This is a genomic window from uncultured Faecalibacterium sp. (assembly GCF_900066275.1).
In the GTDB taxonomy this organism is placed as follows: Bacteria; Bacillota; Clostridia; order Oscillospirales; family Ruminococcaceae; genus Faecalibacterium; species Faecalibacterium taiwanense.
Genome location: NZ_FMFG01000002.1, coordinates 89,004 through 104,363 on the forward strand (window position 1 = coordinate 89,004; position 15,360 = coordinate 104,363).

At 55.8% G+C, this 15,360-nt stretch carries 20 protein-coding genes; all 20 read left to right on the forward strand.

Features of this window, described 5'->3' with window-relative positions; all coding sequences use genetic code 11:
* The 20 genes from QZL71_RS01285 to recN all read left to right on the forward strand — a co-directional run bounded on the left by QZL71_RS01285 (window position 1) and on the right by recN (window position 15,298).
* Window positions 1–894: an AAA family ATPase gene (locus QZL71_RS01285; RefSeq protein ID WP_294647421.1), complete on the forward strand. Its 894-nt coding sequence runs from the start codon at window positions 1–3 to the stop codon at window positions 892–894.
* Complete coding sequence (locus QZL71_RS01290) at window positions 891–1,355, forward strand: hypothetical protein (RefSeq protein ID WP_294647422.1); 465 nt, start codon at window positions 891–893, stop codon at window positions 1,353–1,355. The genes QZL71_RS01285 and QZL71_RS01290 overlap by 4 nt, the downstream gene beginning before the upstream one ends.
* Before the next feature lie 18 nt (window positions 1,356–1,373).
* The gene (spoIIIAC, locus tag QZL71_RS01295; protein ID WP_005942027.1) at window positions 1,374–1,568 is read left to right on the forward strand and encodes a stage III sporulation protein AC; all 195 of its coding nucleotides are present in this window, start codon (window positions 1,374–1,376) and stop codon (window positions 1,566–1,568) included.
* Window positions 1,565–1,948: a stage III sporulation protein AD gene (locus tag QZL71_RS01300; RefSeq protein WP_097777774.1), complete on the forward strand. Its 384-nt coding sequence runs from the start codon at window positions 1,565–1,567 to the stop codon at window positions 1,946–1,948. Before spoIIIAC ends, QZL71_RS01300 begins: the two co-directional genes overlap by 4 nt.
* Complete coding sequence (locus QZL71_RS01305) at window positions 1,945–3,027, forward strand: stage III sporulation protein AE (protein WP_294647424.1); 1,083 nt, start codon at window positions 1,945–1,947, stop codon at window positions 3,025–3,027. The genes QZL71_RS01300 and QZL71_RS01305 overlap by 4 nt, the downstream gene beginning before the upstream one ends.
* Window positions 3,028–3,030: 3 nt before the next feature.
* The gene (locus tag QZL71_RS01310) at window positions 3,031–3,501 is read left to right on the forward strand and encodes a hypothetical protein (protein WP_120079282.1); all 471 of its coding nucleotides are present in this window, start codon (window positions 3,031–3,033) and stop codon (window positions 3,499–3,501) included.
* The gene (locus tag QZL71_RS01315) at window positions 3,498–4,031 is read left to right on the forward strand and encodes a stage III sporulation protein AG (RefSeq protein ID WP_294647425.1); all 534 of its coding nucleotides are present in this window, start codon (window positions 3,498–3,500) and stop codon (window positions 4,029–4,031) included. Before QZL71_RS01310 ends, QZL71_RS01315 begins: the two co-directional genes overlap by 4 nt.
* A gap of 32 nt (window positions 4,032–4,063) precedes the next feature.
* Complete coding sequence (locus QZL71_RS01320; RefSeq protein ID WP_005942037.1) at window positions 4,064–4,690, forward strand: SpoIIIAH-like family protein; 627 nt, start codon at window positions 4,064–4,066, stop codon at window positions 4,688–4,690.
* Window positions 4,691–4,865: 175 nt separating this feature from the next.
* Entirely contained in the window at window positions 4,866–5,237 is a 372-nt protein-coding gene (locus QZL71_RS01325) for an Asp23/Gls24 family envelope stress response protein (RefSeq protein ID WP_242702820.1), read from the forward strand.
* 74 nt (window positions 5,238–5,311) lie between these two features.
* Window positions 5,312–5,746, forward strand: coding sequence for a transcription antitermination factor NusB (gene nusB, locus QZL71_RS01330; protein ID WP_005942043.1), 435 nt, complete (start codon window positions 5,312–5,314; stop codon window positions 5,744–5,746).
* On the forward strand, window positions 5,743–6,684 hold the full coding sequence (locus tag QZL71_RS01335) for a glycoprotease (RefSeq protein ID WP_294647427.1): 942 nt from the start codon (window positions 5,743–5,745) through the stop codon (window positions 6,682–6,684). Before nusB ends, QZL71_RS01335 begins: the two co-directional genes overlap by 4 nt.
* Window positions 6,672–7,895, forward strand: a complete 1,224-nt coding sequence (xseA, locus tag QZL71_RS01340) for an exodeoxyribonuclease VII large subunit (RefSeq protein ID WP_294647429.1) — start codon at window positions 6,672–6,674, stop codon at window positions 7,893–7,895. Before QZL71_RS01335 ends, xseA begins: the two co-directional genes overlap by 13 nt.
* Window positions 7,873–8,088 carry an exodeoxyribonuclease VII small subunit gene (gene xseB / locus QZL71_RS01345; protein WP_223387585.1) on the forward strand — a complete coding sequence of 72 codons (216 nt, stop codon included), beginning with the start codon at window positions 7,873–7,875 and terminating at the stop codon, window positions 8,086–8,088. Before xseA ends, xseB begins: the two co-directional genes overlap by 23 nt.
* Window positions 8,088–8,969 carry a polyprenyl synthetase family protein gene (locus tag QZL71_RS01350; RefSeq protein ID WP_294647430.1) on the forward strand — a complete coding sequence of 294 codons (882 nt, stop codon included), beginning with the start codon at window positions 8,088–8,090 and terminating at the stop codon, window positions 8,967–8,969. The genes xseB and QZL71_RS01350 overlap by 1 nt, the downstream gene beginning before the upstream one ends.
* A 32-nt stretch (window positions 8,970–9,001) precedes the next feature.
* Window positions 9,002–9,469, forward strand: coding sequence for a divergent PAP2 family protein (locus QZL71_RS01355; protein ID WP_005942054.1), 468 nt, complete (start codon window positions 9,002–9,004; stop codon window positions 9,467–9,469).
* A gap of 68 nt (window positions 9,470–9,537) precedes the next feature.
* Window positions 9,538–11,421 (forward strand): 1-deoxy-D-xylulose-5-phosphate synthase, encoded by a 1,884-nt coding sequence (gene dxs, locus QZL71_RS01360; RefSeq protein WP_294647432.1) that lies wholly within the window; start codon window positions 9,538–9,540, stop codon window positions 11,419–11,421.
* Window positions 11,418–12,221 carry a TlyA family RNA methyltransferase gene (locus tag QZL71_RS01365; RefSeq protein ID WP_005942058.1) on the forward strand — a complete coding sequence of 268 codons (804 nt, stop codon included), beginning with the start codon at window positions 11,418–11,420 and terminating at the stop codon, window positions 12,219–12,221. The genes dxs and QZL71_RS01365 overlap by 4 nt, the downstream gene beginning before the upstream one ends.
* A gap of 38 nt (window positions 12,222–12,259) precedes the next feature.
* Complete coding sequence (locus tag QZL71_RS01370) at window positions 12,260–13,111, forward strand: NAD(+)/NADH kinase (protein WP_005942060.1); 852 nt, start codon at window positions 12,260–12,262, stop codon at window positions 13,109–13,111.
* 18 nt (window positions 13,112–13,129) lie between these two features.
* Window positions 13,130–13,612: an arginine repressor gene (locus QZL71_RS01375; RefSeq protein ID WP_005942062.1), complete on the forward strand. Its 483-nt coding sequence runs from the start codon at window positions 13,130–13,132 to the stop codon at window positions 13,610–13,612.
* A 21-nt stretch (window positions 13,613–13,633) separates the two neighbouring features.
* Window positions 13,634–15,298, forward strand: a complete 1,665-nt coding sequence (gene recN / locus QZL71_RS01380) for a DNA repair protein RecN (protein ID WP_005942064.1) — start codon at window positions 13,634–13,636, stop codon at window positions 15,296–15,298.
* Window positions 15,299–15,360 lie beyond the last annotated feature (62 nt).

Consider the following 15,360-nt stretch of genomic DNA (forward strand, 5'->3'; position numbering starts at 1 on the left):
GTGGATGAGTATTATCGGGCGATACGCCTGCTTCCCTCATGGCTGGCCGGGCCATTGGGACAGCTGCCAGCACAGACGGCAGCGCAGATCCATGAACTTCGGTTCCGGACAGGCTGTGGTGCTTTTGTTACACTGTCGGGTCGGCAGCTCCCGCTGCAGGACCTGCCGGAGTGCCCGCTGCAGCTGAGGGAGTGTGTATTGGATCAGTTTCAGATCGAAGAGATCTTTCACACCCTGTGCGGCGGCGCGGTACATGCACACCAGACGGAGCTTGCGCATGGATTTCTGACCACACCCTCCGGCTGCCGGGTGGGTGTGGCAGGACGCTATGTGGATCGCGACGGCCAGACGGTTCTGCAGCAGGTGCAGGGGTTGAACCTGCGCATTGCAAGGGCGGTTCCGGTACAGCTGCCGGACGAACTTCTGGTGCAACTGAAAAAGCATTTTATTGGGATGCTTTTGGTCGGCGAACCGGACAGCGGCAAGACGACGCTTCTGCGTCAGATCGCACGAGAACTGGCCGGGATGCAGCGGCGAGCCTGCGTGGTGGACGAGCGCTGCGAGATCTTTCCGCCGGGTGATTCCGAGAAGATGCCGCCGCTGGATCTGCTGTCCGGCATCCCTAAGGAACGGGCTGTGCAGATGGCACTGCGCACGCTTTCGCCGCAGGTTATTTTGCTGGACGAGCTGGGCACGCTTGCCGAAACTGCAGCGCTGGAACAGGGCTTTTACAGCGGGGTGGACTTTGTTGCAAGCGTCCATGCCGCAAGCGTAGAAGAAGCCGCCCGGCGGCCGCAGGTGCAGGCGCTGCAGCGGCATGGAATGCTGCGTGTATTTGTACTGCTGCACGGCTGCACAACGCCGGGAAAAGTCCGGCGGGTCTGCACGGTATGATGCGGCTTTTCCATTGGGCAGCGGCTGCACTGCTCCTGCTGTGCGGGTGGCTGACCGGCTCTGCATTTCAGGCCAGAACAGAGCAGCATATCCTGCAGTTGCAGCGCACCGTGGAGCTGCTGCAGCGCATCCGGCAGGAGATCGCTTACCGCAGGCTGGATCTGGAACAGCTGCAGCGGTGTCTCGTGCAGGAAAAGCTGTTGGAAAGCGATGCAGCACCTAAACTGCAGGAAATTCCGGCACCGGAAAGATTTGATGATGCGGAACGCCTTTGCTTTGAGCAGTGCTTTGCCGGCCTTGGCCAAAGCGAAGCGGCACAGGAATGCGAACGACTGGATTATTACTCTGCCCGTTTTGAAGCATTCCTGCACCAGGCGCAGCAGAAAGCGGCATCCGGGCAAGGCTTACCGTGCAGGCTTGGCCTTGCAGCCGGCGCGGTGGCAGCACTGATTCTTTTGTAGTGGCAGGAGGACGAAAACTTGGAGATCGACCTTGTGTTCAAAATTGCAGCGATCGGTATTATCGTGGCTGTCCTGAACCAGCTGCTGATCCGTTCCGGCCGGGAGGATCAGGCCATGATGACGACCCTTGCGGGTCTTGTGGTAGTGCTTTCCATCCTTGTCAAGCAGATCAGCGCACTGTTCGTTACCATCAAGTCGCTGTTTGCACTATGAGTACATCTTTTTCCATTCTGGGGGCAGTGGTCGTCTTTGCAGCGGCGCAGCTTCTGCTGCGGAAGGATGCACCGGCCTATGCGTTTCTGCTGTCCGTTGGCGCAGCATTGTTTGTGCTGCTGCAGCTTGGAGTGGCGGTGCAGGAGCTGCTTCGGAATGTACTGGCTTTCAGCCGCCGGGTGGACGGGCCTGCATTTGCCTGTCTGCTGCGCTGTGCCGGAATTTTGCTGCTGACCGATTACGCGCGGACCCTGTGCGAAGAAGCTGGTGCGGACACTTTGGCATGGTGCGCCGGGTTTGCGGGCCGATGTTTGGTTCTGGCGGCAGCATTTCCTCTGCTGGAAGAGATCTGCCAGAAGATCTGGGGGCTTGCCGCATGATAAAAAAATTCCTGCAAAAAGCGGCAGCGTTTGTATTGTGCACCGTATGCTTTCTGGCTTTTGCACCTGATGCCGCTGCGGCACAGCTGCAGGGCCTGCCCGGACAGGAGCTTTGGCAGCCTTATCTGGAAAAAGCTCCGCAAAGTGCAGAGTCCTTTGCCAAAGATCCGCTCAAATCTCTGCTCGCGCTCCTGCCGGGATCACCGGCAGAGATGATCCGGCAGATGGCACACTGCTATGCGGATGTTCTGCTGTTTTTACTGTTGCTGATCGTGCTTTCATTTCTGGTGGGAGGAGCAGCCGACAGCGCCTTGTTGGAGCTGGCTGCGGCTGTGGGCTGCGGCACTCTTTTGTGGGGAGATCTGATCAGCCTTGCACAGCTGATCTGTGAGCGGATGGAGGGGTGGAAAAACTACCTTCTGGGTTTTCTTCCGGTGTACAGCGGTGTGCTCGCTGCCGGTGGAGAGGTGAATGCCAGCACAGCGGCAAGCGGTCTGCTGCTGACCGGACTGTGCTTTCTGGCACAGGGTACGGTGCTTGTGGTCAGTCCGCTGCTGCAGAGCTACCTTGCGGTAAGCATGGCGTGCTGCATCAGCACCCAGCAGGGGCTTTCGGAAACGTGCCGTGCCATGGGCGCTTTGCTGCGCAGGGGGCTTGTCTGGGCTGGGCGGATTTTTGCAGTGCTGTTAGGGCTGCAAAGAGCGGTAACAGTTCAGCTGGACCGTTCTGCACTGCGGTTGGGCCAGCTGCTTACCGGCGGCGTGCCGGTGATCGGGCAGGCTCTGAGCGATACGGCAGAAGTATTTTTTGCCGGGATGCAGCTGCTCAAAAGCAGTCTGGGTTTTGCGGCACTTGCCGTGATCGGGGCCGAATTTCTGCCACTGTATCTGCAGCTTCTGCTCCATTTGCTATTCCTTGCAGGATGCAGGCTTCTGTGCGGCCTTGCGGAGAACCGGCGCTGTCAGGCGCTGTTTGACTGCATGGCCGAAGCGGTAAAATGCATGGCAGCAGTAACGGCACTGTTTTTTGAACTGCTGACGGTAGGTGTGAGGCTTCTGATGATGACGGGAGGCGGATAGGAAATGCACGCATTTCAGACGGCGGCATCAGCGTTCTGCATTGCCTGTATCTGTGCGGAGATCACGACGCTGCTGGCGGGCGCAGGCTGGGCGGGCAGATGCATAAAAGCCGTTGCCGGGCTATATATTCTAGTGATCCTGTTCCGGCTGGCCCCGCAGATGAAGCTGGAACTGAAAAGTGCAGCGGCGGCTGCTCCGGCAGCGGTCAGCATCCAGAGTACGGAGACATCGCTCTTGCAGGGAACGCAGGAACGGCTGGAAGCGGATCTTTGCGCAGAGTGTGAGCGGCGCTTTGGTACAAAGGTGAAACTGGAGATCACACTGACCCGGACAGAACAGACCGTTCGGGCAGAAAAGGTGCTTGTGATCCTCCCGGCGGCGTGCACATCCGCAGAGCAGAGCCGGATCGCGGCATATCTGCAGCAGGAGCTTGGCATGGCACCGATACTGGAAGTACAGGAGGACACCGAATGAAAGAAGCAGGGGGCATTTCGTTCGGAGATTCCGTGAAAGATTTTGCCCGGAAATGTAAAGGGAAACAGGGCAGAGCAAGGCTTGCTGCGGCAGTAGGCGTTCTGGCAATGCTGCTGATCCTGCTGTCGGAACTTTTTCCGCAGAACACGGCAGCGGGCAGCACAAAAAACACAAAGTCTGCCCAGAGCAGCACGGAATATCAGGCACAGCTGGAGAACCGGCTGGAACATCTGATCTCACAGATGAGAGGTGCTGGCAAAACGACCGTGATGGTCACGCTGGAGACTGGGGAAGAAGCCATTTATGCGCTGGATACACAGTCCGGAGAAATGCAGTCCCAGCAGACCCATGTCCTGCTGGAAGATGGTTCAGCCCTGACCGAAACGGTATGTCTGCCGCAGGTGTGCGGTGTGGCCGTGCTGTGCGAGGGCGGCGGAGACATCCGCGTTGCTGCCCGGATCACCGAACTGGTAAGCGCACTGCTGGATCTGCCATCCAACCGCATTTGTGTGGAACAGCGCAAGGGCTGAGACCCTGCAGCTTTTATAAGGAGGAACGATTTATGAGAGCACTTTCCAGAAATACCCGCAGGGCCACAGCTGTTACATTGGCTGCCGCATTGGTGATCGCCGTATACTTGAACTGGCAGTACGCCCGCAGCGATGTGCCCACGGAGCTGCCGGACAATGCTGCAATGGTCGCGGCAGAGGCTGAGGATGTCCCGGTACAGGCGCAGACGGTTCTGGATGAGCTGCCCACAGAGGCCGAAGCGGTGTCCAGCGCCAACAAAAACTATGGTGAAGCGCAGCTTGTAAGCGTTGCCAGTGACAGCGGTGCAAAGTTTTTTGAGCAGGCTCGGCTCAAGCGGCAGAAGGCCCACGATGAGGCGATGGATTCCATCAAGAAAACGATGAAATCCTCGTCGCTTTCCGCAGAGGAAAAGAAGGAATATACCGCCCAGATGACCGCAAATCTGGAAGATCTGAATGCGGAGAATGAGATCGAAACGCTGATCAAAGCCAAAGGTTTTGCAGACTGCCTGTGCTTTTTGCAGTCCGGCCGGGCAGACCTTACCGTGATGACCTCCGGTGAACCGCTCACAGCGGCACAGGTGGCACAGATCCGGGATGTGGTGCTGAACAAAAGCACTGTGACTGCCCAGAACATCACGGTGGTGGAGGTCAAATAAGAAGGTGCGGCAGAGTTTTCCGAAACAAGTATTGAAATCGCACCCGCTTTGATGGTATAATAACTCTATCAATAAAGAATGATGTTGTCCTGCGTATGGCATTGATCGTTTCAGGCAGGACCATTTCAAACAAGAAAAAGCAGGCTGTGCCCGCTTTTGAATGGAGGACAACACAATGGATTTTCAGAATACAGATCTTCGGGGCGGCAGCCTTCAGATCTCCACCGAAGTCATTGGCAAGATCGCACGCTGCGCAGCATTGGAAATTGACGGCGTTGCCGAGGTTTCCTGCGGCAGACAAAATAAAAAGCTCAAGGATCTGCTGGAAGCATCCAGCATCCAGTCTCCGGTCGTGGTGGAAATGCGGGATGGTACCGCAAACATCACTCTGAACCTGATGATGAGCTTTGGCGCACGCATTCCTGCTGTAGCCGAAAAGGTGCAGGAAAACGTGAAGAACGCTGTGCAGAACATGACCAATGTCACTGTGAGCCGCGTCAATCTGGTGATCGCCGGCCTTGCAGAAACCACTGCAGCAGAGAAGTAAAATAAAATTCAGAATTGGAAGCCGATCCTCTCTGTGCTCTGGCCGGAGAGGCTTCGTGCTGCGAGAGGAACATTATGGAAAATATTTTGCCCCGTAGAGAAGCACGCGAGAATGCATTTTTGCTGGCATTTTCGCAGACCTTTGGTGATATCCCGCTGGCAGAGGCCATTACCAGCCATGAAGAAAACGATGAAGAGCACCCTGTGGATGGTTTCAGCAAGCATCTGCTGAACGCATACTACGATCATTCTGCCGAGGTGGATGATGAGATCCGTGCACATCTGCGCAACTGGACCATGGAGCGCCTGCCTCGTGTCAGCCTGACCATCCTGCGTCTGGCAGTTGCCGAGATGCTGTTTGGCGGCGAGAATAAGCCCGGTGTTGCCATCAACGAGGCGGTGGAACTGACGAAAAAGTATGGTGCGGACGAAGATTACCAGTTCGTGAACGGTCTGCTTGGCGCAGTGGCCCGGGATCACGGTCTGGATGCGGAGCAGGCCGAACAGTGAGCCGTTATACGCTTGGCATTGATACAAGCAACTATGCAACCTCTCTGGCAGTGTTTGATACAGCTGGAGAGGTTGTTTGCGCAAAGAAGCGCTTTTTGCCGGTAAAAGCGGGCCAGCTGGGCCTGCGGCAAAGCGATGCACTGTTTCATCATACGGTCGCGCTGCCGGAGATGATGCAGGAACTGGCGCAGGAATTTGATCTGACGCAGATTGATGCTGTGGGCGTATCGCAAAAGCCCCGCCCGGTAGAAGGCAGCTATATGCCTTGCTTTCTTGCAGGTGTCAATGCTGCAACGGCCTTTGCACATGCAAAAGGAATCCCACTTGTGCTGACGACCCATCAGCAGGGTCACGCTGCCGCAGCGCTGTTTGCAGCTAAGGGGGAACAGCTGTTTGTTGAAAAAGTTCTGCTGTTCCATATTTCCGGCGGCACCACGGACCTGCTGCTCTGCGATCAGGTGCGCCGGATCACAACGCTTGGCACCAGCACAGACCTTTATGCCGGACAGGCTGTGGACCGTGTGGGGGTCAGGCTTGGCTTTGGCTTCCCGGCGGGTGCCGAGGTTTCCCGTCTGGCTGCACAGTGCACTGAGGAGATCAAGCCAAAATCCAGCGTGAAGGGGATGCAATGCAGCCTTTCCGGGCTGGAAAACCAGTGCAATGCCCTGCTTGCCGCAGGCAAAACGCCGGAATATGTGTGCAAGTACTGCCTGCTCTGTGTGGCGGATACAGTGGTAAAAATGACCAAAGCTGCGCAGAAGGAATACCCCGGCCTGCCGGTGGTATGTGCTGGCGGAGTGATGAGCAGCGATATCATCCGTGCATGGGTGCAGAAACGTCTGCCGCAGGTCTACTTTGTGCCGGGACAGTATTCCAGCGATAATGCCATCGGTGTTTCGATCCTGGCAGCGCGGGAGGCCGGATTATGGCTGAAGTGATTACCGTTTCAGCACTCAACCGTTATGTAAAAACGCTGCTGGATGCCAACGATGCTTTGTTTGACCTTGCCCTGCGCGGCGAGATCGTAAATTTTGTACAGAATGCGCGCAGCGGGCACTGCTATTTTTCTCTGCGGGATGATGTCTGCAGCGTCAAAGCGGTAATGTTCCGCACTGATGCACGCCGCCTTGCTTTCCGCCCGGAAGAGGGAATGTGTGTAGTCGTGCGCTGCCGCGCTACCCTTTATGAGCGCGACGGCGCATTTCAGCTGTACGTGAACGATATGTTCCCGGATGGCATTGGTGCCGCACAGCTGGCGTTGGAACAGCTCAAGGCGAAACTGGAGCAGGAGGGCCTGTTTGCACCGGAGCACAAAAAGCCGCTGCCGGAATTTCCTAAATGCATCGGTGTTGTTACCAGCAAGACGGGAGCTGCCCTGCAGGACATCCGCAATGTGCTCACACGGCGCTGGCCATCGGTACGGCTGCTGCTGTGTCCGGTGACAGTGCAGGGGTTTGAAGCCGCGCAGCAGGTGGCCGATGCCATCAAAAAGCTGGATCAGCGCAAAGAGGTGGACGAGATCATCGTTGCACGCGGAGGCGGCAGCCGGGAAGACCTGTGGGTCTTTAACGCAGAGATGATCGCCCGGGCTGCATACCGCTGCAAAAAACCACTGATCAGCGCAATCGGCCACGAGATCGACTATACCATTCTGGATTTTGTGGCAGACTGCCGTGCCCCCACACCTTCGGCTGCAGCAGAGCTGGCCGTACCGGATCGGGCAGAGCAGGAGCGGATATTGCTGGATTTGCAGCAAAATATTCGCAAAAATATGCAAAAACGTTTTGATTTATGCTATAATGGTCTGGAACAATACAACTTTGTGTTGGAGCAGGGCCTTGCACGCCGAAACTGGCAAAAAAGTCAGGGTCAGCTGCAGCAGGTGCAGGATGCCATCCGTCAGCAGATGCAGAAACGCCTGCATTCTGCAGAATTGCAGCTGGGTCATGCGGCAGCACTTACTGGATCGCTGGATCCATACAAGGTGCTGGCGCGCGGCTACACGATGGTCACAGCAGCCAACGGCACTATTTTAAATGCAGATGATCTGCAGCCGGAAAAAACAATCTATGTTCGCAGCGCTTCCCGCCGTGCAAAGTGCAGGGTGGAAGCGGTGGAGGAGATCAATGAGAACACCCAAAAGTTTTGAGGAAGGCATGGAACGGCTGAATACGCTCCTTGCACAGATGCAGAGCGAGGATACGACCCTTGCAGATTCGGTCAAACTGTATGCAGAGGCCGCTTCTCTGATGGAGTACTGCCATGCTGCACTGGAAAAAACATCGCTGCAGATCGACGAGATCGACGCAAAGCTTGCGGGCACAGTGCAGGAGGAAAGCTAATGGACTATCAGGAGCAGTATCAGAATTATCTGGCGCAGGCAATGGCCGCGCTGGAAACGGCCTGCGGCCGTTTTCTGCCGGAAGAATCCGAGGTGTGCCGTGCAGCACGCTACAGCCTGATGGGCGGCGGCAAACGGATCCGTGCAGTTCTTGTTCTCAGCGTCTGCGATATGCTGGGCGGCAGTATGCAGGCGGCACAGCAGTTTGCAGCTGCTGTAGAAATGCTGCACTGCTATTCGCTCATTCACGATGACCTGCCCTGCATGGACAATGATGATCTGCGCCGCGGCCGTCCTTCCTGCCACAAGGCGTTTAGCGAAGCAACTGCCATGCTGGCCGGTGATGTGCTGCTGACAGAAGCATTTGAGACAGTCGCCAATGCCCCGGCAGATGCGTCTGTCTGTGTACAGGCAGCGCGGGCACTGGGTGCAGGCGCTGGCAGCCGCGGCATGGTCTATGGGCAGGAACTGGATCTGAAATACGAAGCGTTGGCCGCAACAGAAGACCAGCTTCGGCTGATCCACCGCAATAAAACGGGTGCGCTGATCAATGCAGCCATCCAGATGGGTGCGGCTGCGGCCAAAGCGGATGAAGCACAGTGCAGAGCGCTGAAACAGTATGCTTATGGTCTGGGTCTTGTTTTTCAGATCGTGGACGATGTGCTGGATGTTACCAGCACACCGGAACAGCTGGGCAAGCCCATTGGCAGCGACAGCGAAAATGGAAAGACTACCTTTGTGACCCTTTATGGTGCGGAAGGTGCCATGAAGCTTGCACATGACCTGAATCAGGAGACCTGCACGGAACTGCACCGGAATTTTGGCGAAAAAGCTGCGTTTCTGGAACAGCTTGCGCAGCAGCTTCTTGTGCGTAAAAACTAAAAATAATCCATACAGAATAAAGGAAAAAGATTATGCAGCTTATTCAAAACATCCTGTCTTTCAATCAGATCCTTACGGTTTCACTGCTCGGCTGGCTTGTGGCGCAGGTGCTTAAAACCATCATCAATTTTATCCTGCTGGGCAAGTTCCAGTTGGAACGCATGTGGGGTGATGGCGGTATGCCCAGTGCCCACAGCGCAACGGTCTGTGCCATGGTCATTGCAACCGGACGCTGTGTGGGTGTTGACTCTGCCATTTTTGCAGTGGCAAGCGTGGTGGCAATCATTACCATGCACGATGCCATGGGCGTGCGGCATGAGACTGGCGAGCAGGCCAAGGTCCTGAACCAGATGATCGATCAGTGGATCGAAGTGAGCGAGAAGAATGCTCCTTTCCTGCAGAACATGCATCTGAAGGAGATGGTCGGCCATACGCCGCTGCAGGTCGTGGCAGGCGTACTGGTTGGCGCAGCCGTCGGCTTCCTGTATCCGCTGGCTTGAGACATTCTTTTTTCACGCAGGAATGCACTGCAGCAACAGAAAATCTTCATTTGAAGGACGTGTGATTTATGGGAGCATTGCTGCTGGACAGCATCAATCAGCCCAGAGATTTAAAGCAACTGAATGAACAGCAGGTGAAACAGCTGTGCGCGGAGATCCGCCAGTTTCTGCTGGAGAATATTTCCAAGACGGGCGGCCATCTTGCCTCAAACCTTGGCGTGGTAGAGCTTACCGTTGCGCTGCACCGTGTTCTGGATACACCACAGGACAAAATCGTGTTTGATGTCGGTCACCAGTGCTACACACACAAGATCCTTACGGGTCGGCGCGGACAGTTTGATAAGCTGCGCCAGCTCGACGGGATTTCCGGTTTCCCGAACCCGAACGAGAGTGAGCACGATGCATTCATTGCCGGGCACGGAAACACGGCGCTTTCGCTTGCGATCGGCATGGCGTGGGCCAAAAAGCTGCATCATGAAGCAGGGCTTGTGGTCGCGGTGATCGGCGATGGTGCCTTTACCGGCGGCATGGTCTACGAGGGCATGAACAACATTGAACAGCTGGACAACCTTCTTGTGATCCTGAACGACAACAAAATGTCCATTTCTAAAAATGTCGGTGCACTTGCCCGCTATCTGACTCATTTGCGCACGACCACGGCCTATTTTGATGCCAAGGATAATGTGCGCAGCTTTTTGGATGGAGTACCGCTGGTAGGCGCTCCACTGAAAAAAAACATCACCGAGTGCAAGACGCTTTTGCGTCGGGCAATGTACCACTCTACCATGTTCGAGGATATGGGCTTCCAGTACATCGGGCCGGTGGATGGCCACAACGTGGAAGAGCTGGAACGCACACTGCGCACCATCCGCAACCGGCAAGGGCCACATTTTCTGCACGTGATCACAAAAAAGGGCAAGGGCTATCAGCCGGCCGAGGTAAACCCCGGCAACTATCACGGCGTGTCGGCATTTGATCCGGATGGAATGCCCGACCCGGAGGTGGCACCAAAGGAATCGTTCTCGACGGTATTTGGCAATGCTCTTGTGACGGAAGGCGACCGGAACCCGAATATCTGCGCCATCACTGCTGCAATGAAGTATGGCACCGGCCTGCAGTTTTTTGCGCACAGCCACCCGGAGCGTTTTTTTGATGTCGGTATGGCAGAGCAGCACGCTGTGACCTTTGCTGCCGGGCTTGCAAGTCAGGGCATGCTGCCGGTGGTATGCATTTATTCCACCTTCCTGCAGCGTTCCTATGATCAGATCATCCACGACGTAAATCTGCTGCGGGAGAATGTAGTTTTTGCCATCGACCGCGCCGGTTTTGTCCCAGCGGATGGCGAAACGCATCAGGGCATTTACGATCCCGCTTTCCTGAGCCAGCTTGGAATGCCGCTGTATGCGCCTTCCAATTATCAGGAACTGAATTACTGGCTGCAGCAGCTGTTGAGTGACCGCTTCCATGGCCCACGGGCAATTCGTTATCCCCGCGGTGGGCAGGATGCAGCTCTGGCGGAATTTGGCTGCACCGGCGAAGATTATGATTTCCTGCGCAAGACGGATGATGCAACAATCGTTCTGGTGAGTTACGCCGACGAACTGGCCGACCTTTTGCAGGCAGAACGTGAATTACAGCAGAAAAGCATTGTGTGTGATGTGATAAAGGCTGTAAAGCTATATCCCTTTACAGACAAAATGATCGCTGATCTGTCGAAATATAAAATAATCCTGTTTGCGGAAGAATGCATTGCAAACGGAAGCATTGGTGAACATCTGGAATATGCTTTGCAGCAAAACGGATGGAATGGGCGCTTTATCCATTGTGCAGTGCGGAACGCGTGTCTTCCGCATGCCAGTGTGGCACAGATCAAACAGGCAACCGGTCTGGATGCAGCGCATCTTGTACAGGCCGTGCAGATGGCCGTGACGAAAGGAGAAAATTTACTGTGAAGATTCGATTGGACCAATATCTTGTTCAGCATGGTCTGACACAGAGCCGTGAGCGCGCAAAGGCGCTGATCATGTCCGGCATCGTTTTTGTCAATGAGCAAAAGGTGGACAAGGCCGGAGAGATGATCAAGGAAGATGCCAAGGTGGAAGTGCGCGGGCACGACATTGGCTATGTCAGCCGCGGCGGCCTGAAGCTGGAAAAAGCTATGAAGTGTTTCCCGCTTACACCCAATGGCAAGGTCTGCATGGACATTGGAGCATCTACCGGCGGCTTTACGGATTGCATGCTGCAGAACGGTGCCGTCAAGGTCTATGCGGTGGATGTCGGCTATGGACAGCTTGCATGGAGTCTGCGCACAGACGAGCGCGTAGTGAACATGGAGCGCACGAACATCCGCAATGTCAAACCGGAGGATCTTGCCGAGCAGATCGAGTTTTTCAGTGTGGATGTCTCGTTTATCTCGCTGCACCATATTTTCCCGGTGGCACAGGCAATCACAACGCCGGATGCCATGGGCGTTTGTCTGGTCAAGCCGCAGTTTGAAGCTGGACGCGAAAAGGTTGGCAAGAACGGTGTGGTGCGCGACCCTGCTACCCACCGTGAAGTGCTGCACAATGCCATGGGCTATGCTGCTGCAAACGGTTTTGCTGTACGCGGATTGGATTTCAGCCCGGTAAAGGGACCTGAGGGCAACATTGAATACCTGATGTTCGTGCAGAAGAGCGGTGAACCTTCCGTGCTGGACGACAGCGTTGCAGAGCAGGTGGTGGCGGCAAGCCACAGCACGCTGGACCGCTGAGCGGCTCTGCCATCAGACCAGAAAAAGGAGCTTCCCGCATGACGATCTATATTTCGCCGAATCCCGGCAAGACCTCTGCCAACGAGATCGCACTGCGCGCGGCGCAGATTCTAATGAACCATGGTGCAGCTGTTCTGATGTGTGAACAGCCGCGCACAAGCTGCAGCACGGCCGGAGTGGTTTATCTGCCGCTGGAGGAATGCCTTGAGCAGGCAGATGTGATCCTGACCATTGGCGGCGACGGCACCATTCTGCATGAGGCAAATCTTTCGCTCCGGTACGCAAAGCCGATCTTGGGCATCAATCTGGGACGCTGTGGTTTTCTGGCTACCTGCGAAGTCAGCGAGATGGAAGCCAAGCTCTCCGCTGTTGCACGGGGAGAGTTCAGCGTAGACAACCGGATGCTGCTGTATGTCCGCGTTCTTGGCCACGATGGCTGGGAGGGCCACGCCCTGAATGACGTGGTGGTCACAAAGGGCCGCCTGCAGCAGGCGATCGATTTCAGCATTTACTGCGATGATATTTTAGTAGAGCACTACCGTGGGGACGGTGTGATCGTTGCAACGCCCACCGGCTCCACAGCGTATTCGCTGGCGGCGGGCGGGCCGATCCTGGATTCCCAGACGAAGGGCGTTGTTGTAACGCCTATCTGCCCGCACAGTCTGGCCAGCCCGGCCATGGTGTTTGCGCAGGAGCGCAAGCTGAATATCTGTGTGGGACAGGTGGCCGATGATGAAGTGTTTATCAGCTGCGATGGCAGAGCTGGCTGTCCGCTCAAGGCCGGCGCAACGGCTGAAGTAAGGCTCTCCGATCAGGTGGTAAAGCTGATCACCTTCGGAAAAGCAGATCAGTTCCAGGCCATTGACCAGAAGCTTCGCAGCAGACGATAAAGGGGAGGCGAGTTTACGATGGCGCGCAGCCGTAAGGAAGATGTAAAAAGCAAGGGAGAACGTCAGCAGGTGATTCTCCGGCTTGTGCAGGAGCACCCGATCAGCCGGCAGGAAGTTCTGCTGGATCACCTTTCCAAAGAGGGATTCGAGGTAACACAAGCCACCGTTTCCCGCGATATCCGGGAGCTGTGTTTGGTAAAAGCTGCCACGGCAGAGGGGTATCGCTATGTCTCCAGCCGGAACGAGAGCTTCAACCCCAAAACGCAGGGAAGGTTTGAAACGATCTTTCATGAATCCGTGCTGGGGGTAGATTACGCCGGACATGTTGTGCTGGTAAAGTGCTATTCTGGCATGGCCAACGCCGCATGCGAGGTTTTTGACGCATTGCAGTGGAAAAATGTGGTCGGCACGCTTTCGGGCGACGACACGTTCCTGATCGTTGCACGGTCGGAGCGTGATGCAAAAACGATCTGCTCGGAACTGACGAGACACATTGGATAAAAATAACGCGGGAGAAAAGATATGCTGAGCAGCCTGCAAATTGAAAATGTTGCTGTGATCCAGAAGGCTGAAGTACATTTCAAGCCGGGCCTGAATGTTCTTACCGGTGAGACTGGTGCCGGCAAGTCGATCCTGATCGATTCCATCAATGCGATCCTGGGAAACCGCACTTCAAAGGATCTTGTGCGCACAGGGGCCTCCAAGGCGGTAATCCGTGCAGCCTTTGAGGAGGTGCCCGGTACGGTACTGGACAGCCTTGAGAAGGCGGGCTACGAGCGCTCGGATGCACTGATGCTCAGCCGCGAGATCACAGCCGAGGGCAAAAGCACCTGCCGCATCAACGGAATGCCTGCAACGGCTGCGGTTCTGCGGGAGCTGTGCGGAGGACTTATCAATATCAACGGTCAGCACGACTCTGTGGGCCTTCTGAACCCGGCAAGACATCTGGGCATTCTGGATGATTATGCGCAGAACAGCGCGGAGTTTCAGGACTATTATGTCCTGTACCGGGAGCTTGTGCGCATCAAGCGGGAGCTGGATGCCATGATCACCGACGAAGCCGAAAAGCAACGCAGGATCGATCTGTTGAGCTATCAGGTGCAGGAGATCGAGGATGCCGGACTGACCGCCGGAGAGGAACAGGCGCTGGAAAGCCGCCGCAAGATCCTTGCCAATGCATCTGCCATCCGGGATAAGATCGCACAGAGCTATGCATTGCTTTCGGGCGATGACGAGGCCTCCGGCGCAGTCGATCTGCTGGGCGAGGCATCCAATGCAGTGGATGCTGCCGCGCAGCTGGATGATGCACTTGCCGGTGCATCCAGTCAGCTGCTGGATCTGTATTACAATGCAAAGGATGTTGCCGCAGATCTGATCGGTCGGCTGGATTCCTATGATACCAACGATGCGGAGCTGGACGAGATTGAGCAGCGTCTGGATCTGATCTACAAGCTCAAGCGCAAATATGGTGATACGGTAGAAGACGTGATTGCTTTTGGACAGAATGCAAGGGAAGAACTGGAGCGCATCCAGTCCTCACAGGAGCGGCATGACCACCTGCAGGCAGAAAAGCTCCGCCTTTATGCGCTGGCCCGTGAAAAGGCAGAAGCACTGACCCAGACGCGCCTGCGCGCTTTTGAAGAGCTGAACAAGCGTATTTCCGGCACGCTGGATTTTCTGAACATGCCGGGCGTGCGCATGACACTGCGCCATACCCGCGGCCCGCTGGCAAGCCATGGGCAGGACAGCATCGAGTTCTACATTTCCACAAACCCCGGTGAGGCGCCCAAACCCCTTGCAAAAATTGCTTCCGGCGGCGAGCTGAGCCGCATCACGCTGGCCATCAAAAATGCAATGGCCGATAAGGATGCCGTGCCTACCGTGATCTATGATGAGATCGACAGCGGTGTTTCTGGCAAAGCCGCCGGGCGTATTGGTGAGGTACTGCGCCAGAGCGCACAGGGCCACCAGATCTTGTGCATCACCCATACAGCCCAGATCGCTGCACTGGCGGACTGCCATCTGCTGATTCAGAAAAATGTAGCCAATGACCGCACCTATACCGAGATCCATCCGTTGGATGAGGAGGGCAGAGTGGAAGCACTGGCCCGGCTGATCTCCGGCGACCACGTTACCGAGCTTTCGCGTGCCAATGCCCGCGAAATGCTGGGTCTTGGCGCAAAATAAGCCAAAATAAGCCGCTGCAGATAAGGGGTTGACAAGCCCGAAGCATTGTGATAAAGTAGTCC